Source organism: Vagococcus teuberi, from assembly GCF_001870205.1.
GTDB classification, from domain to species: Bacteria; Bacillota; Bacilli; order Lactobacillales; family Vagococcaceae; genus Vagococcus; species Vagococcus teuberi.
This window is the reverse complement of the sequence record NZ_CP017267.1, coordinates 1781438-1806247: the sequence shown is the minus strand read 5'-3', so window position 1 is coordinate 1806247 and position 24810 is coordinate 1781438. Positions and strand designations below refer to the sequence as shown.

Annotated in this window: 25 protein-coding genes; 21 read left to right on the top strand and 4 right to left on the bottom strand. The window is 32.9% G+C overall.

The features are described 5' to 3' along the window. Positions 1-6 precede the first annotated feature (6 nt). Entirely contained in the window at positions 7-555 is a 549-nt protein-coding gene (locus BHY08_RS08640; protein WP_071457480.1) for an ECF transporter S component, read from the bottom strand. A 1-nt stretch (position 556) separates the two neighbouring features. After that, on the bottom strand, positions 557-1384 hold the full coding sequence (gene thiD / locus BHY08_RS08635) for a bifunctional hydroxymethylpyrimidine kinase/phosphomethylpyrimidine kinase (protein WP_071457479.1): 828 nt from the start codon (positions 1382-1384) through the stop codon (positions 557-559). Positions 1385-1505: 121 nt separating this feature from the next. Here thiD and BHY08_RS08630 point away from each other — a divergent pair, with 121 nt between their 5' ends. The 19 genes from BHY08_RS08630 to BHY08_RS08540 all read left to right on the top strand — a co-directional run bounded on the left by BHY08_RS08630 (position 1506) and on the right by BHY08_RS08540 (position 20469). Next, the gene (locus BHY08_RS08630; protein WP_071457478.1) at positions 1506-2945 is read left to right on the top strand and encodes an aminotransferase-like domain-containing protein; all 1440 of its coding nucleotides are present in this window, start codon (positions 1506-1508) and stop codon (positions 2943-2945) included. A 237-nt stretch (positions 2946-3182) separates the two neighbouring features. Then, positions 3183-4856, top strand: a complete 1674-nt coding sequence (locus BHY08_RS08625) for a ribonuclease J (RefSeq protein ID WP_071457477.1) — start codon at positions 3183-3185, stop codon at positions 4854-4856. 398 nt (positions 4857-5254) lie between these two features. Continuing rightward, positions 5255-5773 (top strand): AmiS/UreI family transporter, encoded by a 519-nt coding sequence (locus BHY08_RS08620; protein ID WP_071457476.1) that lies wholly within the window; start codon positions 5255-5257, stop codon positions 5771-5773. Between the two features lie 18 nt (positions 5774-5791). Further along, positions 5792-6094: an urease subunit gamma gene (locus tag BHY08_RS08615; protein ID WP_071457475.1), complete on the top strand. Its 303-nt coding sequence runs from the start codon at positions 5792-5794 to the stop codon at positions 6092-6094. A 22-nt stretch (positions 6095-6116) separates the two neighbouring features. Next, positions 6117-6443, top strand: a complete 327-nt coding sequence (locus BHY08_RS08610; RefSeq protein ID WP_071457474.1) for an urease subunit beta — start codon at positions 6117-6119, stop codon at positions 6441-6443. A gap of 22 nt (positions 6444-6465) precedes the next feature. After that, positions 6466-8187: an urease subunit alpha gene (ureC, locus tag BHY08_RS08605; RefSeq protein ID WP_071457473.1), complete on the top strand. Its 1722-nt coding sequence runs from the start codon at positions 6466-6468 to the stop codon at positions 8185-8187. A 109-nt stretch (positions 8188-8296) separates the two neighbouring features. Then, entirely contained in the window at positions 8297-8752 is a 456-nt protein-coding gene (locus tag BHY08_RS08600) for an urease accessory protein UreE (RefSeq protein ID WP_071457472.1), read from the top strand. Then, positions 8742-9446 (top strand): urease accessory protein UreF, encoded by a 705-nt coding sequence (locus BHY08_RS08595; RefSeq protein WP_071457471.1) that lies wholly within the window; start codon positions 8742-8744, stop codon positions 9444-9446. The genes BHY08_RS08600 and BHY08_RS08595 overlap by 11 nt, the downstream gene beginning before the upstream one ends. 9 nt (positions 9447-9455) lie before the next feature. Beyond that, the gene (ureG, locus tag BHY08_RS08590; protein ID WP_187363576.1) at positions 9456-10070 is read left to right on the top strand and encodes an urease accessory protein UreG; all 615 of its coding nucleotides are present in this window, start codon (positions 9456-9458) and stop codon (positions 10068-10070) included. A 1-nt stretch (position 10071) separates the two neighbouring features. Further along, the gene (locus tag BHY08_RS08585; RefSeq protein WP_071457469.1) at positions 10072-10917 is read left to right on the top strand and encodes an urease accessory protein UreD; all 846 of its coding nucleotides are present in this window, start codon (positions 10072-10074) and stop codon (positions 10915-10917) included. Between the two features lie 22 nt (positions 10918-10939). Then, positions 10940-11704, top strand: a complete 765-nt coding sequence (locus tag BHY08_RS08580) for a class I SAM-dependent methyltransferase (protein ID WP_071457468.1) — start codon at positions 10940-10942, stop codon at positions 11702-11704. Positions 11705-11822: 118 nt separating this feature from the next. Beyond that, positions 11823-13409 carry a nickel ABC transporter substrate-binding protein gene (gene nikA / locus BHY08_RS08575; RefSeq protein ID WP_199566559.1) on the top strand — a complete coding sequence of 529 codons (1587 nt, stop codon included), beginning with the start codon at positions 11823-11825 and terminating at the stop codon, positions 13407-13409. Between the two features lie 22 nt (positions 13410-13431). Next, positions 13432-14367 (top strand): ABC transporter permease, encoded by a 936-nt coding sequence (locus BHY08_RS08570; protein WP_071457875.1) that lies wholly within the window; start codon positions 13432-13434, stop codon positions 14365-14367. Then, positions 14364-15185 carry an ABC transporter permease gene (locus tag BHY08_RS08565; RefSeq protein ID WP_071457467.1) on the top strand — a complete coding sequence of 274 codons (822 nt, stop codon included), beginning with the start codon at positions 14364-14366 and terminating at the stop codon, positions 15183-15185. The genes BHY08_RS08570 and BHY08_RS08565 overlap by 4 nt, the downstream gene beginning before the upstream one ends. A gap of 13 nt (positions 15186-15198) precedes the next feature. After that, a complete protein-coding gene (locus BHY08_RS08560) occupies positions 15199-16005 on the top strand; it encodes an ABC transporter ATP-binding protein (RefSeq protein ID WP_169817678.1) in 807 nt (268 codons plus the stop codon). Further along, positions 15998-16732 (top strand): ABC transporter ATP-binding protein, encoded by a 735-nt coding sequence (locus BHY08_RS08555; RefSeq protein ID WP_071457465.1) that lies wholly within the window; start codon positions 15998-16000, stop codon positions 16730-16732. The genes BHY08_RS08560 and BHY08_RS08555 overlap by 8 nt, the downstream gene beginning before the upstream one ends. A gap of 42 nt (positions 16733-16774) precedes the next feature. Next, positions 16775-17989, top strand: a complete 1215-nt coding sequence (locus tag BHY08_RS08550) for an ammonium transporter (protein ID WP_071457464.1) — start codon at positions 16775-16777, stop codon at positions 17987-17989. 199 nt (positions 17990-18188) lie between these two features. Then, positions 18189-19505: a DRTGG domain-containing protein gene (locus BHY08_RS08545; RefSeq protein ID WP_071457874.1), complete on the top strand. Its 1317-nt coding sequence runs from the start codon at positions 18189-18191 to the stop codon at positions 19503-19505. Between the two features lie 10 nt (positions 19506-19515). Next, entirely contained in the window at positions 19516-20469 is a 954-nt protein-coding gene (locus BHY08_RS08540; protein WP_071457463.1) for a DHH family phosphoesterase, read from the top strand. 46 nt (positions 20470-20515) lie between these two features. Here BHY08_RS08540 and BHY08_RS08535 read toward each other — a convergent pair whose 3' ends face one another. Continuing rightward, positions 20516-21034 carry a GNAT family N-acetyltransferase gene (locus BHY08_RS08535; protein ID WP_071457462.1) on the bottom strand — a complete coding sequence of 173 codons (519 nt, stop codon included), beginning with the start codon at positions 21032-21034 and terminating at the stop codon, positions 20516-20518. Between the two features lie 233 nt (positions 21035-21267). Between BHY08_RS08535 and BHY08_RS08530 the strand changes: the two genes are divergently transcribed. After that, positions 21268-21984, top strand: coding sequence for a YebC/PmpR family DNA-binding transcriptional regulator (locus tag BHY08_RS08530; RefSeq protein ID WP_071457461.1), 717 nt, complete (start codon positions 21268-21270; stop codon positions 21982-21984). 304 nt (positions 21985-22288) lie between these two features. Further along, the gene (gene dfrG, locus BHY08_RS08525) at positions 22289-22786 is read left to right on the top strand and encodes a trimethoprim-resistant dihydrofolate reductase DfrG (RefSeq protein WP_000868795.1); all 498 of its coding nucleotides are present in this window, start codon (positions 22289-22291) and stop codon (positions 22784-22786) included. 71 nt (positions 22787-22857) lie between these two features. On the opposite strand, the gene BHY08_RS08520 is transcribed toward dfrG, so the two are convergent. Next, positions 22858-24810, bottom strand: a complete 1953-nt coding sequence (locus BHY08_RS08520; RefSeq protein ID WP_000163792.1) for a hypothetical protein — start codon at positions 24808-24810, stop codon at positions 22858-22860.

The following is a 24810-nucleotide window of genomic DNA, read 5'->3' as shown; positions in this document are numbered from 1 at the left end:
TTTTATTTAGTACAACATTTTACTTGTAAGAGCTTTTACCGGTTTATAAAGTAATGACACAATGATAATGGCGGCAATAGCGTTAATAACGGTAATATAAAGTGTTGAAAAACTAGCAAATGCAGACACGCCAAACGCATTTCCCATCATGAGTTGAATGACTAAATTTTTTAGAAAAGTCATGATGATTTTAGCGATAGCTGCAAAAAACATAATCGTTGGAATAAACCAAACTTTGTCGTCATATTTTTGAAGTCGTGAATAAGCCAAACTAAGAGCAGCACCAACGACAAAACTTTCTAACACGAAATAAGGTGCTTCAGCGGCAAATCCATTTAAAATATCAAAAATAGCAAAACCAATTCCACCGGCCAAAGATCCTTTAAAAAAGCCTAGCGTTAACACTGCTAACGATAAAATCGGTAAGCCAAAGTGAAAAAATGGATTTCCTACAAGGGCTGGTAGTGGGACACGAATACTTGTCCCAACAACCGTTAAAGCCGCGAACAATCCCATTAATGTGGTTTCTTTTATACTCCATCTTGTACTAGTCATACTAATCATCTCCTAAAGTCATTCTATTTGTTGCTTCTAAAAAGGCACCATGCCAAACATATCCTGTAAAGTCATTTAAATATAGTCCATGTTTTATTGCACTTGTTACATATTTTTTAGCTAACCTAACACTTGATTCAAGGGTTAATCCTTTTGCAAGTCCTGCAGTAATAGCCGCTGCAAAGGAGCATCCAGCTCCGTGGTTTGTAACAGTATCTAACTTGTCTTCGTGGATAAACAAAAGCTGTTCACCATCATAAAATAAATCCGTTGCAACGTCTCCTTTAAAACGAGCGCCCCCTTTGATGATGACAGATTTTGGCCCAAGGTCGAAAATCTTTTTGACAGCTTTCCTCATGTCTTCTTCTGTTTCAATTGTCGGCATATCAGACAATATACAGGCTTCGACAAGATTTGGTGTCACAATATCTGCTAAAGGCATCAATTTTTTTATCATGCCATTGACCAATTCAGGTTGTAACACATCTTTATTTGTTTTAACAGCCATCACAGGATCTAAAACGATATTTTTTTGATTTACTTTGACTAAATAATGTTCGAGTAAATCAATGACTGGTAAACTACCTAATAGCCCGATTTTTAATGCGTCAAGCGCGCCCCCAGAAAAGGCAGTATCGAGTTCTTTTTCCACAATATCAATCGGGATTGGGTAAATGGATGGTTTTTTTGTTTTGGGATCAACGGTTAAAATACTGGTGATACTGCTTATCCCAAATGTCCCGTATTCTTCAAATGTTTTTAAATCTGCTTGAATTCCTGCTCCGCCTCCTGCATCAGAGCCAGCAACGGTTAATATTTTTTTTACCATAGTGAACACTCCTTGTTGATGTTGTAGTAAAGTGTACCATGTTGATTTTAAAAACCTAGAGCCAATTAAAAAAAATTGGACCCATCCAATTTATGATATACTGATACAAAGAGGTGAGATAATGAATATTATATTAGAAAGAGAAACCAATACGCCATTGTATCGACAAATTATGAATCAATTGATTTATCAAATTGATGAAGGTATTCTGTACGAAAATTTTAGACTACCATCAGAAAGAGAGTTAGCTAATCAACTAGGTGTCAATCGCAGTACCGTTGTAAGAGCTTATGATGAGTTAAATGCTGAAGGGTTTGTCGAAAAACGAGCGAGCAGTGGAACGTATGTTATTGGCCAGTCAGAAGCACAGGCGGTTAATCATTTGAGAGAGCGAATTCAGTTTAATTATCAAAAATACCAACAAAATGATTACATGACAAAAGTCGAAGAGATGATAAAAATGGACGCGTCAAGTGTATTAGATGCTTATAGTGGTGAGTTACCTTATAATTTAATTCCTAATATCAGTTTGCCTAATGTAAATTGGCAATCATTTTTATCTGTAGAAGTATCTAGACTTGGATATAAGCCACTTCGAAAAAATATTGCGACATTGGTAGGCAAAATGTATTCGTATGAACCAAAAATCGAAGAAATCATGTTAACAGCTGGTGGACAACAAAGTTTAGTGTTACTAATCCAATCTTTACTAAAACCGGGAGACACTGTGGCATTGGAAGATCCGTCTTTTTTTAATGGCATTTCTGTTTTAAATGCCATGTCGATTAAAGTAGTTAGGATACCAATTGATAAAGATGGTTTGTGTTTGAATGAGTTAGAGGATGCAATAAAAAAAGAGAGTATCCAACTTATCTTAACTAATCCGAACTTTCAAAATCCAACAGGTACCACGATGAGTTTGACTAGACGAAAAAAATTAATAGCATTGTGTGAGCTATATCGCATTCCGATTATTGAAGATGATGTGTTTGGCCAGTTAGCTTATGAAGCTCCTAGTAGAATACCGTTACTTAAAGAATTATCTCCTCAATTAGTTATCTACATTGGGTCGTTGTCGAAAATACTAGGTAGTAGAATGCAATTAGGATGGATTGAAGCACCTGTTTATGTGCTGGATGAAGTTGCAAAGCTAAGAGATGAATATGAAACCCAGTTAAATATTTTTCCTCAGGTCATGGCATCATATGCCGTCTCAGACCCAGAGTTTTCTGAAAAATTGATGGTATTACGTCAGACTCTAGAAGAGAGAATGAGGTATTTTATTGAGGCCATCAAAAAAGAATTAAGTTCTAGTCTTGATTATACGATGCCAAAAGGTGGCTATTATATATGGTTGACCTATACTAAGCGCACGCTGATAAAAGAGGATTGGCGTTTGTTAATTAAAGACTCTATTGTTGTATTGCCAGGATTTGTGATGAGTAAAGAAATGCAAAGCTGCCGAGTGAATGTCTCACGACTAACGACAAAACAAATTGATTTATTTATCATAAAATTTAAAGACATCATCACGCAATGGAATAAACACATTGAAGAGTAATTAGTATTTTCATAATAGATGAGTGAGAAAGTATATCTTACAGAAATTTTTTGTTTTTTATGATAAAATGGTATCAACTTAAGACGTGTAAAATTTATCAAGTCGAAATAATTCGTTTGAGTGACAGGTAAGCAATTATTTTATGGCAAGTTATTGATAAATATAGATCGTGAACAAGAAAAATAATGAAAGAGCTATATATAAAGAATTATATAGCATAATTGAGGTGGAGAATTAGTGAGTGAAGTAAAAATAATTCCTCTAGGAGGAGTTAGAGAAAACGGGAAAAGTATCTATATAGCAGAAATTGAGGAAGAAATTTTTGTAATGGATTGTGGGTTGAAATACCCAGAAAATGAACAATTAGGAATTGATATGGTAATCCCTGATTTTTCTTATTTAGTTGAACGTCAAGATAAGATTGCTGGAGTATTTCTAAGTCACGGACATGCAGACGCTATTGGGGCCCTACCTTATCTATTAGAAAAAGTTTCAGTACCAGTATTTGGGTCTGAATTAACAATTGAACTAGCTAAAATTAATGTAAAAAATTACCCTAACACAAAAGATTTTGATGATTTCCACGTGATTGATGAAAACACAATCATTGAATTCAGCAAATCAGAAGTGAGCTTCTTTAGAACAACTCATACTGTTCCAGACTCTATGGGAATTGTGTTAACAACTGGAGAAGGGCAAATCGTTTATACAGGGGATTTCAAATTTGATCAAAGTGCAAGTCCAATGTACCAAACAGATTTTGCTAGATTAGCAGAGATTGGTAAAAAAGGTGTATTAGCTTTACTAAGTGACTCAACTAACGCCGAGAGTAATATATTATCTGCTTCTGAAAATGAAGTGGCTGATGAGGTAGTCGATACATTTAGATATTGGGAAGGTCGCATTATTGTGGCTAGTGTGGCAAGTAATTTGCAACGCATCCAACAAGTATTTGACGCAGCTTATTTGAGTGAGCGATTTGTTGTTCTAACTGGAAAAGATGTTGAGCAAATTGTTCGTACAGCGATTCGTCTAGGAAAACTAACATTACCAAATGATGAGTTGATAATAACAGAAAAACAAATGAAACATAAAGAACCACATGAATTAGTTATTTTAGAAACTGGTCGTATGGGTGAGCCATTAAACACATTGCAAAAAATGGCGAGTGGACGTCACCGTTTTATCCGTATAACAGAAGGCGACCTAATCTACATCACCACAACACCATCAACTGCTGTTGAAACAATGGTAGCCAAAACAGAAGACATGGTTTATCGCGCAGGTGGAACAGTCCAAACTATTTCAGATACAGTGAAAGTTTCAGGACATGCTAACCAAAATGATTTAAAATTGATGTTAAACCTAATGAAACCAACCTTCTTTATCCCTATTCAAGGGGAATACAGAGTGTTAGCCAAACATGCTGAATTGGCAAATCAAGTAGGTATTCCATTTAAAAACATCTTTATCTTAGGTAAAGGAGATATTTTAGAATTTGAAACAGGTCGATTGAGAATGACAGGCTCTATTGAAGTCGAAAATATCTTGATAGATGGACTCGGTGTAGGAGACATTGGAAATATTGTCTTAAGAGATAGAAAAATTTTATCTGAAGATGGTATTATTATCGCAGCCATTACGATTAGTCGTCGCGAGAAAAAAATTATTTCTCCAGCTAGAATCACGTCACGTGGGTTTGTTTACATGAAATCAAGTAATAATTTGATGAAAGAAAGTGGCGATATTGTAGAGACAGTCGTCCTTGAAAATCTTGAAAAGCAAGATTTTGACTGGGGTGTGCTGAAGCAAGAGATAAGAGACCAGTTAAGTCGCTATCTCTACGAACAAACGAAACGTCGACCAGTTATTTTACCAGTGATTATGGAGTCTAGTCAGAAAAGAAAATAAAATAAATAATAGTGAAAAACACAGGAAAGCAAATGTCGCTTTCCTGTGTTTTTTTGTATCTTTATTCATAAATCCAATCATCATATGGGGAAAAAAGTATCTTTTTTTGAAAAAACATTCTCAAAAAATTCAAAATATATTTTTAAAAATTGCTAATAAGTCATACAAAAAAACATAAAAATTAAAATAATGTCCGATTTTAGTCTATATAATCAACAAATATAAGAAATCGAAAATTAGTAAGACGTTTTAATATAACTTTTTTTATATTTATAAAATAACAAAAAAACAAAAGAATACTCCAAAAAAAGTTAATTTTAAATTTTAATCTATTATAAGTTGCTAAAAGTTTTTTAAATGATTAGCACATCATATTTAGAAAAGAGGTGAGAAAACTAATGCTTGGTGTGATTTTACTTTATGTAGGTATGGTTCTAATAAGTAATGGGTTGTACCGACTACAAGGAATAAAAGATAAATCTATTGTAGTAATGAATCTTTTTACAGGTGGGCTCAGTTTAATATTAAACATTGTTGCCCTATCCTATGGAATTATTGCTAATAAAGATGCTTCATGGTTTTACGCAAGTGCTACAGGATTATTATTTGCATTTACCTATCTGTATACAGCAATCAATTCAATCTTTAATTTAGACCAAAGATTATATGGTTGGTTTAGTTTATTTGTCGCTATTAACTCAATACCAGCTGGAATACTATGTTTTTCAGGGTATGGTGGAAATTCTTTATATGGAATTATCTGGTTCCTATGGGGAATTTTATGGTTGACAGGTTTTATCGAAAACACATTAGGGAAAGATCTTGGTAAATTCGTTGGCTATTTAGCCGTTGGCGAAGGCATAGTAACAGCTTGGATACCAGGATTTTTAATGTTATTAAGTATGTGGCCAAAATAGTATGAAAGGGGAATGAACATGCAATTAACAACAAGAGAACAAGAAAAAATGATGATCAGTTTAGCAGCTATGATAGCAAATAGACGGAGAGAAAAGAAAATTAAATTAAATCATCCAGAAAGTATCGCATTAATTACTGATTTAGTTCTAGAAGGAGCTAGAGAGGGAAAATCAGTTTCTGAGCTGATGAATGATGGGAGAACCCTTTTAACAAAAGATGATGTGATGGAAGGTGTTTCAGAAATGATCCCTATGATTCAAGTTGAAGCAACTTTTCCAGATGGAACTAAGTTAGTAACGATTCACGATCCAATTCAATAAAAATTATAAGGGGGAATACATTATGATACCAGGAGAATATAAATTAGCAAAAGATCCAGTTCTTTGTAATGAAGGCTATGAAGCAATAACTATCGAAGTTAAAAATATTGGAGATAGAGCTGTTCAAGTAGGTTCTCATTTTCATTTTTTTGAAGCGAATGAAGAAGGATTAAAATTTGACCGAGATAAAGCTAGAGGAAAACGATTAGATATACCAGCAGGAACTGCTGTCCGTTTTGAACCAGGTGAAGTGAGAAAAGTGAATTTAATTGATCTAGGTGGAAAACGTCGTATCTTTGGTTTCAACGATAAAGTAAATGGCTATTTAGATGATGATCGAAATAAATAGAAGATAGAAAAGAGGGAAAAATATGAGTTTTGAATTAGATAGAAAAAAATATTCACAAATGTTTGGCCCTGTGATAGGAGATAGCATTCGTTTAGGAGATACTGATTTATTTGCAGCTATCGAAAAAGATTATACAGTTCATGGTCAAGAGAGTAAATTTGGTGGAGGAAAAGTATTACGTGATGGAATGGGCGTTAGTGCGACAGAAACACGCCGTTCAAATCCTCTAGTAGTGGATACTATTATTACTAATGCGACAATTATAGACTACACAGGAATTATCAAAGCAGATATTGGTATTCGTGATGGAAAAATTATCGCAATTGGTAAAGGTGGAAATCCAGACAACATGGATAACATTGACTTTGTTGTTGGTGCAAGTACTGAAGCAATATCTGCAGAAGGTTTAATTGTTACTGCAGGAGGTTTAGATATCCATGTGCATTTTATTTCACCAGGATTAGCTCATGCAGCGTTGGATAATGGTATCACAACACTATTTGGTGGAGGGACAGGTCCAGCTGATGGAACGAATTCAGCGACAACCTCTCCAGGTAAATGGCATATCGAAAAAATGTTACAATCAGCTGAAAATTTACCAATTAACTTTGGTGTTATGGCAAAAGGATCTGGTGCTACGCCGGAAACTATCGCTGAGCAAATTGAAGCAGGCGCTATGGCAATTAAGACCCATGAAGATTGGGGTGCAACTAGTGCAGGTATTGATAATTCATTAAAAGCTGCTGATGAATATGATGTACAATTTGCTGTGCATACTGACTCATTAAACGAAGGTGGATTTGTAGGGAATACACTTGATGCTTTTGCAGGAAGAACAGTTCATACGTTCCATACTGAAGGTGCTGGTGGAGGTCATGCTCCAGATATTATGGTTGTAGCAGGGCATGATAATGTGTTACCTTCTTCAACTAATCCAACAAATCCATACACAGTAAATGAGATTAGTGAGTTATTTGATATGGTTATGGTTTGTCATAATTTAGATCCAAAATTACCTGAGGACGTATCGTTCGCTGAATCACGTGTACGTAAACAAACTATTGCAGCCGAAGATGTATTACATGATATGGGAGCTTTAAGTATCATGACATCAGACGCGATGGCAATGGGACGTGTTGGTGAAGTTGCAATGCGTTGTTGGCAATTAGCAGATAAAATGAAAAAACAACGTGGACCGTTAGAAGGTGATAGCGAGTTTAATGATAATAATCGTATAAAACGCTATATTGCAAAATATACAATCAACCCAGCTATTACTAATGGTGTATCAGACTATATTGGATCAGTTGAAGTCGGTAAATTTGCTGATTTAGTTATCTGGGAACCAGCTAAATTTGGGGCAAAACCAAAAATGGTATTGAAAATGGGGATGATTACTTACGGTGTTATGGGAGATGCAAGTTCTAGTTTACCGACACCTCAACCTAGACTTATGAGAGATCTTTTTGGTGCTTATGGAAAAGCGGTTGAAACAACTAATATTACGTTTGTTTCAACTTATGCCTATGAACATGGTATTAAAGATCAAATTAACTTAGGAAAAGTAGTTCTTCCAGTACATAATACAAGAAACTTAACGAAACGAGATATGAAATTAAATAATTATAGCCCAAAAACTATCTCAGTAGATCCACAAACATTCGATGTAAAAATCGATGATGAATTGATTACATGTGAACCAATTGATCAAGTAGCATTAAGTCAAAGATACTATTTATTCTAAAATGAAATAGTTGAATGTAGTTTTAGATGATAAATGTGAATAGGAATAATAGTAATTAGGATGATTCACATTATCATCTATTCTTTTAAAGAAATGGAGTAAAAAAAGTATGATTTTTAATAAAATAGATACAACAATAGATGAAGTAAATGATATAGAAACATTCCATGTCGAAACGGTATCTTTAACTCATGATGAATTGAATAAGAAAATACTACGTGTGACGTCTGATCATGGCAATGATTATGGGATTAACTTATCAGAAGATAGTGAAAAATTAAGTAATGGAGCAATATTTTTTATCGATGATCATAATGTATTACTCGTTACAGTCCGTTCAGAAAAAATGATTATAGTCAGTCCTTCAACAATTGATGAAATGGGAGAGGTTGCTCATATGTTAGGAAATACTCATAAACCTGTTGTCGTAGAAGATGGACAAATAGTTTTAGAGTTTGATCCGACAGTTGTCGAATTACTTGATGCCAAATCTGTTGATTATCGCATTGATGTGATTCAATTAAAAAAACCATTAAAACACGTGGACTTGTCTCATGTACATTAACAATAAATCATTTAAAAATTATTTAGACGTTGTACAGGTGTGTGATTCGACATTTCCCATAGGAACGTTTAATCATTCTTTTGGTATGGAAAATTATTTAAGAACGGACAAAGTAGATAATGCCGAAGATTTTGAATTATGGCTAGATACGTATTTGAAAACACAATTTAAGTATGGGGAAGGATTACTTATTTCGTTATGTTTTGATGCGTTAGAAAAAGATGAAATAGATAAAATATGGTTTTATGATCAATTAATTACTTGTTCCTCTCAATCAGTTGAAACAAGAAATGGGACAAAAATGATAGCCAAACAAATGATAGATTTAATCCAAATATTACATGATATTCCTTTAATTACAAAATATGCAGAGTTGATTCAATCGAAAGAAGTTTATGGTAACCCTGCTATAGTATTTGCTATTTTTGCGTATATTAAAGGATTAGAGAAAAATGAATCTATTTTCTTATATGGATATAGTATTAATTCTACCATGATCCAAAATGCAGTAAGAGCTATTCCCTTAGGTCAAAAGATAGGTCAGCTAGTCTTACAACGAACCTTTACAGTATTAAAAGACATAATTGAGGAAATAAAAGATTTAGATTCAAATTATTTAGGAGCTAATGTCCCTGGAATAGAACTATCTCAAATTAAGCATGAAACACAAATATTTAGACTATTTATGTCATAGGAGGACATTATGATGAAAAGAACAGTAGTAATTGGCGTTGGAGGTCCTGTAGGATCTGGAAAAACGTTATTAATCGAAAGATTAGTTAGAAAAATGAATGAAGAATTAAATGTAGCAGTTATTACAAATGATATTTATACAAAAGAAGATGCCAAGTTTTTAGTGAACAATTCTGTGTTAAATGAAGATCAAATTATTGGTGTGGAAACAGGAGGATGTCCTCATACAGCTATTAGGGAAGATGCTTCCATGAATTTTTCTGCTATTGAGGAGTTAAAAAATAGATTTGAAGATTTAGATATTATTTTTCTTGAGAGTGGTGGAGATAATTTAGCGGCAACTTTTAGCCCAGAATTAGTGGATTCATCTATTTACATTATCGACGTTGCTCAAGGAGAAAAGATTCCTAGAAAAGCTGGTCAAGGTATGATTAAAAGTGATCTTTTTATTATCAATAAAGTAGATTTAGCACCTTATGTAGGGGCAGATTTAGATGTGATGAAAAAAGATACAGAAGTCTTTAGAGATGATAATACATTTTTATTTACTAACTTAAAAGATCAAGACGGTTTGGATGCTGTATATGATTGGATTAAAAAAAATGTATTGTTAGAAGGTTTGTAAAATGAAAAATAAATCAGATGGATTAATAGATTTGATTTTTTCTGAAATAAATGGAAGAACAATTGCTAAGAGGATATATCATGAAGGAAATTCTAGAGTATCCTCTAATGTCCATTTACCATATGAAAATACACCCTACTATTTTTTAATTAATACTGGTGGTGGATTTATTGAGGGTGAAACATATGAAGTCAATATGACACTATTAAGTCATTCTCATGTAATTGTAACGTCTCAAGCACCTACTTATGTTTATAAATGCGATAACAGAATAGAAACTGGTCAGAAGGTATCTATTCATTTAGAAGAAAATAGTTTTTTAGAATATTTAACAGATGAGGTTATTCCATATAAAAACGCTGTGTATTCTCAAGAGACAATGATTCATATGACACCTACTTCAACACTGGCTTTAATTGATGGTGTGACTGCTGGATGGTCTGAAGATGAGAAGGACTTTCAATATTCTAGCGTTCAAATGAAGACAAGTATCTATATGGATAAAAAATTAATCTATAATGATCACTCATTTTTAACACCTGAAAAAGATGATATGAGACAGTTAGGTTTTTTTGAAGGCCATCAAAACTACAATAGTTTAGTCGTGATTAGTCATCTTTGTACGAATGATGTGATAGAAAAAATAAAAGAAAAGCTTTCTAAGTTACAGATTGAGGTAGATTTTGGTCTATCAACATTAGAGAAACCAGGATTTATTTTAAGAACAATGAGTGATAAGGGTGAAAAAAATAGAAAAGTGTTGATGCATGCATTAAACATTTTTAGGTCATTAGTATTTGAACTGCCAGAGTTAGAATTAAATAAAAATGACCATTATTTTAAATAGATTAATAATGGAGGAAACGCATATGGTAGTGAAAGATTTTAAAAAAGAAATGATTGACTATTGGGCTGATCGCTCAATAACATATGCTGAACAACATAAAGATGAATTACTAGGGGAACAAAAAAAAATTTGGCAAGATTATATTCATCAAGAGTTGCTATCTAGTGATATCAAAGTAAAAAAAGTGCTGGATATTGGGACGGGTCCTGGTTTTTTATCAATCATTTTAGCTGATTTGGGTTATGAAGTAACTTCTATTGATATGACTGAAGAGATGTTAACAAAAGCAAAATGTAATGCAGGTCATCTATCATCAATGATAGAGTGGCAATTGATGGATGCTCAAGAATTATTATTTGATGAAAATGAATATGACGCTATTGTAACTCGAAATGTTACATGGAATCTAGAAAATCCAGAAAAAGCTTACCAAGAATGGTTGAGGGTACTAAAACCTGGGGGTATATTATTGAATTTTGATTCTAACTGGTATCACTATTTATATGATGAAAAGGTTAGACAGGAATACAATGAAGCTAGACGTTTAGTTAAAAATTACGATGTGAAAGATTTATATGAAATGACTGATATTCAACGTATGGAAGAATTGGCTAGAAAGATGCCGATGTCTAAAATAGATAGACCACAGTGGGATATTGATATACTAAAGTCTTTAAATATAAGTGATATTTCTGTTCGTCATAATTTAAATAATTATTTGTTGAATGAAGAACAACAAGTAAATTGCATGTTTTCTCCTATTTTTTTGATTAAAGCAACTAATTAATTCTTTTTATGTAAAAAGTGTTTTAAAGATAAAATAAAATATTTTAAAAGTTTATTTTATTACAAATGTGTTATATTTGTGTTATAGAGTGAATATGATACTTTGGAGGATGATTTAAGTGAATAGAAGCAGGTTTTTAGGTTTTTTTGTATTTTTAATGTCAATAGTATTATTAACCGGTTGTGGTAAAAAAGAAGCACAAACGAGCAAAACAAATTTAAATTATGGAAGTACAAAAGATGTTAGAGATATCAATCCCCATCTTTACAATGGAGAAATGGCTGCTCAAAACATGGTTTTTGAAGGACTGACTAAAAATGAAGATGGTAAAGTCATTCCAGCTTTAGCAGAAAGTTGGGACATCTCAGATGATGGTAAAGAATATACATTTCACTTACGAAAAGGTGTGACATTCTCAGATGGTGAGCCTTTTAATGCAGAGGCTGTTAAGAAAAATTTTGATGCTATATTAAGCAATCGTGAAAGACATGCATGGCTTGATATGGTTAATGAAATAGATAATACGCAAGTCATTGATAATGATACATTTAAATTAACATTAAAACATGCATATTACCCTACTTTAGTTGAATTAGGATTAACAAGACCATTCAGATTTATTTCACCTAAATGTTTTGAAAATAACGAAACAAAAAACGGTGTAACAGACTATATTGGTACTGGAGCATATGTTCTTGAGAGTCATAAAGATGGTCAAGTAGCAGTCTTTAAAAAAAATAATCATTATTGGGGACAAGAACCTCAAATTGAAGAAATAACGTGGAAAGTAATACCTGATACTCAGTCATTGTTGTTATCATTAAAAAAAGGGGATATTGACTTGATATATGGATCAGATGGTGATCAATTAAGTATGGACACGTTTACTGAAATGGAAAAAGATAAAAAATTCCAAACATTATTTAGTAAACCTGTTGCATCACGTGCAATTTTATTAAATAGTAAGAGACCTAATTTAAATGATAAAAATGTCAGAGAAGCCATTACTCAAGCTGTTAATAAACAAAATATTGTTAAAGGAATACTAAATGGTGCAGAAGACGAAGCACAAACCTTATTACCAAAAACGGCCCCCTATTCAGATGTTGATTTAAAACACTATGCTTTTGATATAGAGAATGCAAAAAAATTACTAGATAATGCTGGTTGGAAAACTAGTGACGATGGTTTTCGTTATAAAAATGGTGAAAAATTATTATTAACATTTTCATATAATTCTCAAAATGCCCAAGAAGGATTAATAGCACAATCTATTCAATCTGATTTAAAAAATGTGGGGGTAGACGTTACTATCATATCTGAAGAAAAACAAAATTTTTTAGATAGACAAAAAAGTGGTGAGTTTGATTTACAATACTCATTATCATGGGGGACACCTTATGATCCACAATCATATGTTTCTTCATGGAGAATACCAGCTCATGGAGATTACCAAGCACAATTAGGTTTAGAGAAGAAAAAATGGTTAGATAACTTAATTACTGAAGTGATGATTGAACCTAATGAAGAAAAAAGACAGGAAGACTACAAAACAATTCTTTCTTATATTAATGACGAATGTGTTTATATTCCTATTTCTTATTCAAAAACAAAAGCGATTGGTTCATCAGATTTAAAAAATATAGAATTTAATGATTCTCAATATGAAATCCCATTTGAAAAAATGTCATTTAAAAAACAATGATAAGGAAATAGAGCGTGATGTTATGATTAAACGAATATTATCTTTGATTATAAAGGTTTTTGGCATAGTGTTCTTAACGTCATTTATCCCATTTTTTTTACTGACTTATCTATCTAAAGATCCAGCTGAAACATCACTACGAGTACAGGCAATTACACCGACACAAGAAAACATTATCCAAAGACGTCATGAACTTGGATTAGACACACCTTTTTTTATAAGGTATTTGAAATGGATAGGAAATGCGATACAAGGTGATTTTGGATTGAGTTATGTTTCAGGTAAAAACATAAAAAATATGATTTTAGATGCTTTTCCTTATACTTTTATTTTGATGATTATGACAGTTGTCTTTATTCTAATTACTTGTTTTATTTTTAGTATGCTAATGGTTCATCTATATAATCATTGGTTTGAAAAAATAATGAGAGTATTGAGTTTTATATTAAGTGCTGTTCCGTCATTTTGGTTAGGTATCTTGTTGATTTCATTATTTTCGGTGAAATATAATTTGTTTCCAACAGGAGGATTTGATGGTTTTTATTCTGTTATTCTACCTGCGATTACGTTATCAATAGTGTATTCGTCATCGTATATACGCCTAATTAGAAATGAATTTATCCAAAATAGAACACAACAATATGTGAATTATTATAAAGTAAGAGGTTTTTCTCAAAAAAAAATAGGACGTCACATTTTAAAGAATTCCTTAAAATCATCATTAGTGTCAATTGGAATGAGTATCCCTAAATTAATTGCAGGAAGTATTATAGTAGAAAGTGTTTTTGCTTGGCCAGGATTAGGGTTATTGTGTATTAACGCTATACATAATAGAGATATTCCAGTTTTACAAGCATATATCGTGTTAACAGCTTTGTTTTTTGTTTTTAGTGGTATGATTGTAGAAAAATTAATGACATATATTGATCCAAGGTTATCAGAAAGAGGCAGTGTATGAGAAAATTTAAAAAAATAAAAACTGATAAACTACTTTTAGTTTTCAGTATTATTTTAATTTTATTATTACTTTGCATTGTTTTTGCTCCGTATGTTACGGTGCACGATCCAAATAGTCAAGATATTCCGAATAAACTATTGAAACCATCTTTTCAGCACATATTAGGAACAGATTTATTAGGTAGAGATATTTTTTCTAGAATTGTTTTTGGTGGAAGAACAACAATATTATTATCAATATTAATTGTTATTTCGATTATTCTAGGTGGCGTTATTTTTGGAAGTATATCTGGCATGTCAGATGGTATATTTGACCGTATGATTGTTAAAATTTGTGATTGGTTGTTGTCTCTACCAAGTGAAATGCTGTCTCTTATTATGATAGGAATATTAGGACCGAGTATGTTAACAATTATTTTGGCATTAACACTAGTTCGGTGGCCTTGGTATATAAAAATGATACGTTCTGAGATAAAAGTCATTCGGAGTAAAAATTATGTGTTATTTTCTGTCGGATCTGGAAAAAATAAGTTATGGATATACTATCATCACGTCTTACGACAATTACTAAGAAGTATTATCGTTTACGCTACTTTGGATTTAAGCACAGTAGTGATGAGTATTAGTGCATTATCTTTTTTAGGAATAGGGATACAACCCCCAACGCCAGAGTGGGGGACTATGCTAAACGATGCTAGAGAGGTTAGTGTGATAAATCCTTGGCAAATGATTCCACCAGGTATGGTACTATTTTTAGTGATCGGCATGTTAAATTACATTAGTGATTTTATTAATGAACAATTTTATCAAAAAAATTAGAAGGTATGAAAAAATGACTCACATTATGTCTATTGCCCATTTGACTGTGCAATCCAATGACGAAAAAAAATTTTTAAATGATATTAGTTTTTGTATTAATAAAAATGAAGTGACTGGTATATTTGGACCAAGTGGAAGTGGAAAATCAACCTTATTGAAAACATTAGTGGGATTAAGCGAAGCTAATTTTTTGATTGATGGGCAAGTATCCTATTATTTTGATAATGAAGATGTTAAGAAGTTGAATACTATCATAGACAAGGATGGGATATCACTTATCAGCCCTAAATTATCCTATATTCCACAGAATGCTTATCAAGCGTTTGATCCCATTGAAAAGATAGGTAAACAATTTGAAGAAACCTTTCTTGAAAACCAAATAGATTCGACAGTTGGTAAAGAAAGAATAAAAGACCTATTTTTTAAAATGGATTTATCCACAGAAGCATTGACAAAATACCCATTTCAATTATCAGGTGGAATGTTACAAAGATGTATTATAGCACTTTGTCTATCTTTAAACCCTGAATGTGTTATAGCAGATGAACCAACAAGTGCTTTGGATAGTATTAATAAGAAAAAAGTAATTGATTTATTCTTAACGTATAAAAAAGAAGTAGGTAAAACATTGATTTTGTCTACTCATGATATCTCTGTTATGGATAGTCTATGTGATTATGTGATTGTATTAGATGATGGAAAAAAAATAGAAGAAACAAAAACTTGTGATATAGATAATAATGATCAGTCGTATATAGGAAAAGTTAGAAAAATAAAAGAAAAAATAGGTAAACCCTTTTGGAGGTTAAAAAATGGGTGAGTGGTTGGTTGTAACAAACTTATCAAAGTCTTATGGGGTATCTCGCTTTTTATTTTCCAAAAAAAAGCGAGATATTATAAAAAATATTAGTTTCTCATTTAAAAAAGATAGCGTTGCTATTTTAGGAGAAAGTGGTAGTGGTAAGACAACGCTTATCAAGATGTTATCAGGAATTGAAAAACCTAGCTCAGGGGATATTAAACTAAACGTGACACAGTCTCCCAAAAAGAAGAATCCAATTAGTATGATTTTCCAAGACTATTGGTCAGCAATTAATCCTAGATTTACCGTATATGAAGCATTAAAAGAAACAATGAATGAAACTGATGAAAAAAAAATGCTTGATGAGATGACTAACATACTCAAAAAAGTTGGGTTATCGGCTGACGTATTATATAAAAAAGCCACTGAAATGAGTGGGGGACAGATTCAACGCATTTGCATTGCAAGAAGCTTATTATCAAGAACTCAAGTATTAATCTTTGATGAGTCCTTTAGTTCTTTAGATTTAATAGTTGTTGATCAATTGCTTGATTTATTGATGGAACTTAGAAAGGAATACAAACTTAAATATGTATTTGTAACTCACAGTTTGGAATTAGCGACTTATTTCTGTGAGGAACTACTGGTATTGAAAGATGGAGAGGTAGAAGAATCACTATTAGTTAGTAATTTAATGCATAGTAATTCTGTTTACGTGAAAGAGTTGATTAAGGCGCAAATTTGATTTAGTTGGTATAAATCAAGTTGAAAGAGAGGAATTACTTTTATGACGCACTCAATAAATACAGGAGATACGGCATTTATCATACTATGTACAGCTCTAGTATGCTTAATGACCCCAGGGTTAGCTTTCTTTTATGGAGGATTATCTCGTAAGAATAATGTATTAATTATTATGTCACAATCTTTTGTGTCAGTTGGTATTACAACAATTATGTGGATTTTAGGTGGTTTTGGTTTAGCTTTTGGTACTGATATTGGTGGTATTATTGGAAATCCAGCTGATTTCTTTTTAATGAAAAATGTCGGTTCTTTATCAAATTTATTACATGGGGCAACCATACCATTTATTATGTTTTTTGCATTTCAGTTAATGTTTTGTATCATCACAGTTCCACTTATGACAGGAGCTTTTGCAGATAGAATGACAATGAAAGGGTATATATTATTAGTAATCGCATGGAATTTATTGATATATTTTCCTATTTGTCATTGGGTTTGGGGTGGAGGATTTTTATCTCATTATAATTTTAGAGATTTTGCTGGAGGAACGGTTATCCATACAACAGCAGGATTTGGGTCACTAGCCACCATCCTATTTTTAGGGCAAAGAAAGCTAACCAATAAACAAAAAAATCAACACAATAATTTGATGGTAGCAGCGATTGGAACGGGATTACTATGGTTCGGTTGGTTTGGATTTAATTCTGGTGGAGCATTAAGAGCGGATACGCAAGCTGTTAACGCATTTGTTTCTACTTTTATTTCTTTGGCTACAGCTTTAACAGTGTGGATTATTTTTGCTAAAGTAAAAAAAGGATATTATGACTTTGTTGATATATTAACTGGGTCAGTAGCAGGGTTAGCAACCATTACTCCTTGTGCTGGTTATGTGACACCAACAAGTGCATTTGTGATTGGGGCTATTGCTGGGATAGTTTGTAATATAGCAGTTGATTTTCGTAAGAAAAAAGGTTGGGATGATGCATTAGATGTTTGGGGAGTCCATGGTATGGGTGGGTTTACTGGTACTATTCTGATAGGAATCTTTGGTACAACAGATTCTTTAATTAGTTCAAATGGAGCACATGGTTTAGTGGTACAAGTACTAGGAGTATGTTTAGTTGCAATCTATTCATTCTTAGTAACACGACTTATTTTAATTCTTATTTCTAAAATTGCTAGAATTAAAACAACTGAGCAAGAACAAGAAGAAGGACTTGATAGTTATTTCTTCCATCAAGTAACTTATGATGAATAATAACACTACCCCACACGAAAACAACATATTGTTTTCGTGTGGTTTTTTTGAATCAGTTATTTGTTTTCTGTTATAGGATTCAAATGTATTTTTAACGTGTTTTATGATAGAATATAAACATTACAAAAGGATTTGTATTAATACAGATTTTTTAAATTAACTATAACAAGAAGAAAGCAATAAGGTGACACGTATGAGCATGACAAAACATGATCAAATATTAGCACATATTGAGTCCTTGCCTGTAGGAGATAAAATTTCTGTTCGAGGCATTGCCAAAATGTTAAGCGTTAGTGAAGGAACGGCTTATCGTGCCATTAAAGAGGCAGAAAATGTGGGATTGGTATCCACTATACAGCGAGTTGGAACGATAAGAATTGAAACGAAAACAAAAGAGAACATAAAAAATCTAACTTTCAAAGAAATTGTTAAAATTATCGATGGTGATGTATTAGCGGGGAAAAAAGGATTAAAAAAACCATTAGATAAATTTATTATTGGGGCGATGACAGAAAAAAGCATGTTACGCTATATTACGCCAGGAGCTTTAATGATTGTTGGTGATAGAGAAGGTGTTCAGCGGTTAGCATTAAATAATGGTGCAGCTGTTCTGTTAACTGGTGGATTTGAAGTCAGTCAAGATATTATAGACTTAGCAGATGAAGTTAAAATGCCTATTTTACGTACATCTCATGATACCTTTACTGTTGGAATGCTAATTAACCGTGCTATTAGTGATCAGATGATTAAAAAGGATATCGTGTTGGTAGAAGATATTCAAACGCCTGAAAGTGAAACATGCTATATGACAACGAAAGATACGGTTGAGGATTATGTTAAATTGGTTGAGAAAACTGGATACACACGTTTTCCTGTAGTAAATAAATCTAATCGCTTAGTGGGGATGGTAACAGCAAAAGACGTGTCTGATAAATCACTGACACAATCTATTGAAAAAGTTATGACGAAAGATCCACGACATGCTAAATCACATATGAGTGTAGCAAGTATCGGACATCAAATGATTTGGGATGGTTTGGAGATTATTCCTGTGGTGGAAGATGATCTAACGCTTGTCGGAATTATATCACGACAAGATGTGATGAGAACTGTTCAATTAGCACAAAAGCAACCACAGGCTGCACATAAATTGACGGATCATATTACTAACCAGATTGTGGAAAAAGAAATGCCTGAAAAAGGAGATGCTATTTTTACATTTGTTGTCACGCCACAGATGATTAATAATTTAGGAACGCTCTCTTTTGGTGTATTAAATCAAATTATTTCAAGTGTTGTTCGTTCAACGATGTTATCACGATACAATTTTCATTCGGTTATTGAGCAAAGTAGCTTATATTATTTCAAATTAATCCAAATGGACAGCGAAATAGAAATCAGAACTCAAGTGATAGAAGTTGGTAGACGTTCAGGAAAAGTTGAAGTAAGTGTATATAAAGATAATATCGTTTCTGCAAAAGCGATTGCAGTATGTCAGTTAATGGATCCAGTTTAGGAGGAAAAGTATGACTATTAGTCAAGAAATTTTAAAAGAAATAAAACATCATGATACCATCATGATCCATCGCCACCAAAGCCCAGACCCAGATGCACTAGGCTCACAAGGTGGTTTAGGAGAAATATTAAAAGAAAGTTTTCCTAAGAAATCCATTTATTTAGTTGGTGGCCCTGTGAATGATTTAGACTACCTTGTCACGATGGATGATGTGAGTGATGAGATGTATCAAGATGCTTTAGTTATTGTGACAGATACTGCGAATGCTCCACGAATAAGTGGAGAGCAGTATTACTTAGGAAAAAAATTAATTAAAATAGATCATCATCCGGATGATGAACCTTATGGTGATTTATCATGGGTAAATACACAAGCAAGTAGTACAAGTGAATTGATTTATGATTTTTATGAAGAAAATAAAGAAAATCTTGTTATGACAGATAATGCTGCTAGATTACTTTATGCCGGTATTATTGGAGATACTGGACGATTTTTATACCCTGGAACAACGTCTCACACATTGTGGGTAGCTAGTCGACTACTAACATACGACTTTGATGCGGCAAGATTAAGTCGATATATGGACGAAGTAGATGAAAAAATTTCGCGTTTGTCAGGATACATCTACGAAAATATGGTTTCGGATGAAAATGGTGCAGCGATGGTGTTGTTAACACAGGATGTATTGAAAGAGTTTGATGTAGTTGATTCGGAAACACCAGCTATTATTCCTTTACCAGGAAAGATTCGTGGGATTTTATCGTGGGCAATTTTTGTTGAGCAGCCTGAAGGATTTTTTAGAGTTCGCTTGAGAAGTAAAGGTCCTGTGATTAATGGTATTGCAAAACGACATCATGGTGGTGGTCACCCATTGGCTAGTGGAGCAAATGCTAAGGATATGGATGAAGTGGAAGAAATATTTGAAGAAATCAAAACAATTGTTAGTGAATATAAAATATCATAAGTAAAAAAGCGTAAAAATAAGTTAACCTTATTTTTACGCTTTTATATTATCCGAGTATTTTTTCAACGACTAATTGTTTGCCATAGTCACCCTCATGTGTAGAAATAGCTTTATAACCCTGTTTTTCCCAGAAACGACTCGCACGTTGATCATCGTCGATAAAAGTTAATCTTATGGTTTTCGTACCAGTATCTGAGACAGTTTTCTCTAAGGCTGTATATAATTCTTTCGCTAGTTCTGTGCCACGATATTCACTTTCTAATACAAAATAACCAAGCATCCCAGTTTCTTTTTGTGGAAAGTCTTCGACCCAGTCAATAAATCCCATCAATCTATCACGATCAAAAATCCCATACATGTATTTTTGTGATGGTGATGTTTTTGGTGGAAGTGATGTGAAGAACTCTTTAACTTGCTCTTTTGTAGGTTCAGCAGCAACATAATCTGTGAAGTAATCTGTTGTTCTTAATAAAAACTCTTTGAAGATGGCTAAATCAGCTTCGTTTTCTCCATCTAATAATCGAATATGAATGGATGGAAAATCAACAGTATTAAAATGTTTCATAAAATATAAACCTCTTTCTATCTGTAAGGAACAGTTATTACTACTTTAGAATAGCTTATATCAAGATTAATTAAAAGGTGTTAAGGATAAAAAAATGAAAAACGGACTAGAATCAATGAATTGTATTAATCATGAAAAAAAAACTTTGCGAAATGCTAATAAGCAAGTATAATAAAACAGGACGTTTTTGTGTTACAACTGAAACAATACATTAAGAAAGAGAAGTGAGACTAATGGGACGTAAATGGGCTAATATCGTAGCTAAGAAAACAGCTAAAGATGCAAATAACAGTAAAGTTTATGCCAAATTTGGAATTGAAATTTATGCAGCAGCAAAATCAGGTGATCCAGATCCGCACTCTAATCAAAAACTTCGTTTCGTTATTGATCGCGCAAAAACATACAATGTACCAAAACATATTATTGATCGTGCTATCGAAAAAGCAAAAGGATCCGGCGATGAAAATTATTCAGAATTACGCTATGAAGGATTTGGGCCAAATGGTTCGATGGTGATTGTTGATACGTTAACAAACAATGTTAATCGTACAGCAGCAGACGTTCGAGCAGCTTTTGGTAAAAATGGTGGGAACATGGGTGTATCAGGTGCTGTAGCATACATGTTTGACAACACAGCGATTTTTGGTTTTAAAGGCGAAGACGTGGATGAAATTTTTGAATATCTATTAGAAAAAGATATCGAAGTCAAAGATGTGTTCGAAGAAGAAGACCAAATCATCGTTTACGGTGAATCAAGTGATTTCCACGCGATTCAAGAAGCATTAAAAGAAAAAGGAATTACAGAATTTTCCGTAGCTGAAATTCAAATGATTGCTCAAAATGAAGTCGAATTATCTGAAGACGACCTAGCTCAATTTGAAAAAATGATTGATGCTTTAGACGAATTAGAAGATGTTCAACAAATTTTCCATAATGTAAATATGGATTAGTAGTAAATAAAAAAGTCAGAAGTTTAATTCTAAGTAGTTCAGTTTTGGAGTACAAAATGACAAAATGTACTTCAAAATGGACTACTTTTTTCATTTTAACTTACATACCAAATTACATACAAAATGATTTATAAAATGCAATTGAAAATGATAATTGAATGAAAATTTGTGATTTTGTGGTATTATGATAATATAACTTATAGAAAAAATTGCTTATTCAACTAACGGGCAGGATAATGAGAAAAGGTTTTTTGATAGAAATAAGAAATTAGATGGTAAATTAGTTAAAAAGGCTGTGTTATAAATGAAAGTTTCTTTGATTGCTGCGATGGATAAGAATAGAGTGATTGGCAAAGAGAATGACATTCCTTGGAGGATTCCCAAGGACTGGGAATATGTTAAAAATACTACAAAGGGACATCCGATAATATTAGGTAGGAAGAACCTTGAATCAATCGGAAGAGCCTTACCTGACAGAAGAAATATTATTCTGACGAGAGATAAGGGGTTTACCTTTAATGGTTGTGAAATTGTTCATTCAATAGAAGATGTTTTTGAGTTATGTAAAAACGAAGAAGAAATTTTTATTTTCGGAGGAGAACAGATTTATAATTTGTTTTTCCCTTATGTTGAGAAAATGTACATCACAAAAATACATCATGAATTCGAAGGAGATACTTTTTTTCCAGAAGTGAATTATGAGGAATGGAATGAGGTATTTGCCCAAAAAGGGATAAAGAATGATAAAAATCCGTATAACTACTATTTTCATGTATATGAAAGAAAAAACTTATTGAGTTAACGGGTGCGTTAATTGAAGAAGAACAGTAAAGATAAAGCACAAGAGCTTGGGATTACTCCAAGCTCTTTTTGTCATTTGAAATAAATTATATCTTTCCAATCAAATTGTTTATCTGTAATCCCTAATCTTTGAGCAGGTGTCAAAACCTTTTTATCCGCTGATTTAAAAGGGCGACAAAAGTTGTAGTAAGTTCTTAGAATTGTAATCGCAAATTGAGCATACTTCGGATTGAAGTTAGCGTAAATATAGCTCTTCTTATCACCACGAGCTGTTGTTAATGGTCTTTCAAGAGATGATATATAACGTCTTATCTGTTGAATAAAGCTATTGGTCGAATGGTCATTAACATTTAATAGCATCTTTGCGATTTCGTTTGGTTCCAGAGCAGATAAATCCGTTCTACAATCAACTGAATAAAATCCTTTATCCTTAGTGGCTAATGGATGTTTGATAGGGTTATCGGCATATTTGCGATATCTTTCTCCATCTTTACTAATAGCCTCTTCGTGGAATTGATGACTTGTTAGTAATTCAGTTAGATAATGAGATGCCAAAGTCCGTAGAAACTTTGTTTTGAATCCTCTGATATCTCCCCAATCGAGCAGTTCTGCTTTTGCTTGTCCGAATTCTTTTAAGCATTGTTTTCTGCTTTTCGTCTTGTTAACTTGGCAAATAAAATGATGTGCATCGCTCAACCTTAATTCTTTCGTGAATACTCTATAAAAGGCGTTTCTAATAGAGAAGTCATCATCACTAATCATTCGCCATTCGTCGGCATTAACCATTTGTTTAATTAACCAATAGTGAGCAGTTGTAGTATAAGGAGCATCAACATTTAAACCATCGACAAATCTACTCCTATTAGTAATTTTCCCTAATTCGTGAAGATAAGCATTCCTATTTTCGCTATCGTTAGCGGATGGTTCTTGTGGATAATAAGACCAATCTAACCTATCATTTTTACGACTAAAAGTATTGAGATGGTCTTCTTTGAATTTTCTTGTATCTTCATTTAATTCATCCATTGAAATATTCCAATCATAGGCAACATCAGAACGGAACACATATCTTGATAAGACCTCAGCAGATACAACTATATACGTTTGCATATTAAGGTCTTCAAACCCCGTATATTTCTTTGAACCTTGTCCTTTCTTACGGACGTTATTTAGGTAGTAGTGCATCTTGTCCGTATTAAGCCACATCTCGTTAAATTTCTTTGTTTGAAGGGGTTGTGTCTCATATCGTTCTAAAAACTCCAAACAACGCCTATACAGCCACTCCAGCTTATGATAGTAGGTTCCAACTCCAATTCCTAAAATATCACAAGTACGACTGACTGAAACCCTTCCAACAACCATCTTAGCGAACATTGGAAGAATGGTGTTCTTTTGTTGGTGATAAGTAGTGGTTTCTTCTCTTTTTGGTAGAACATTAGTGAACTTCTTACACGCCTTACATTGATAGCGTTGAGATTTGCCCCTACTTTTCCCCCTTTTGTAAAATTGCTTCGGCTCATTGAATGGGGTTGATTCTTCTTCCGAGCAGCCTTCTTTATGAAATTGATAATCTGGCTCAACATCTTGGATGCTATTGATTTCTATAAGGCGTTTAATTTCTTCAACAACAGACCAATTAGATAAAGGGGTTACTGTACAGTTTTGCGATACACCTCTGCCAATAGGATTGTCATTGCAGTACATACCTTTATGACCTTTATCTTTGGAACTACCAGTCATTTTATATCGACTTGGTTTCCCTTTTACATCTTTGAATTTGTGCTGTTCTTTCCCAAAATTACAACAAAACGGATTGATGCAGTAATTATATTGAATGGGATATTCAGAACCGTTCCATTTAAAAGACGTTGGCAAGAACAACATTTTGTTATACCTTGTTGCAAATCGTTTTGGAGTTAATAAATCATATTGTTTAGCCCTATCTTTTAATTCTTCGTTTGAAATCGGAATTTTAACATCTACAATTTCATCTTCCTTCGTGGCTAATCTTTTAAGCTTGGTCAT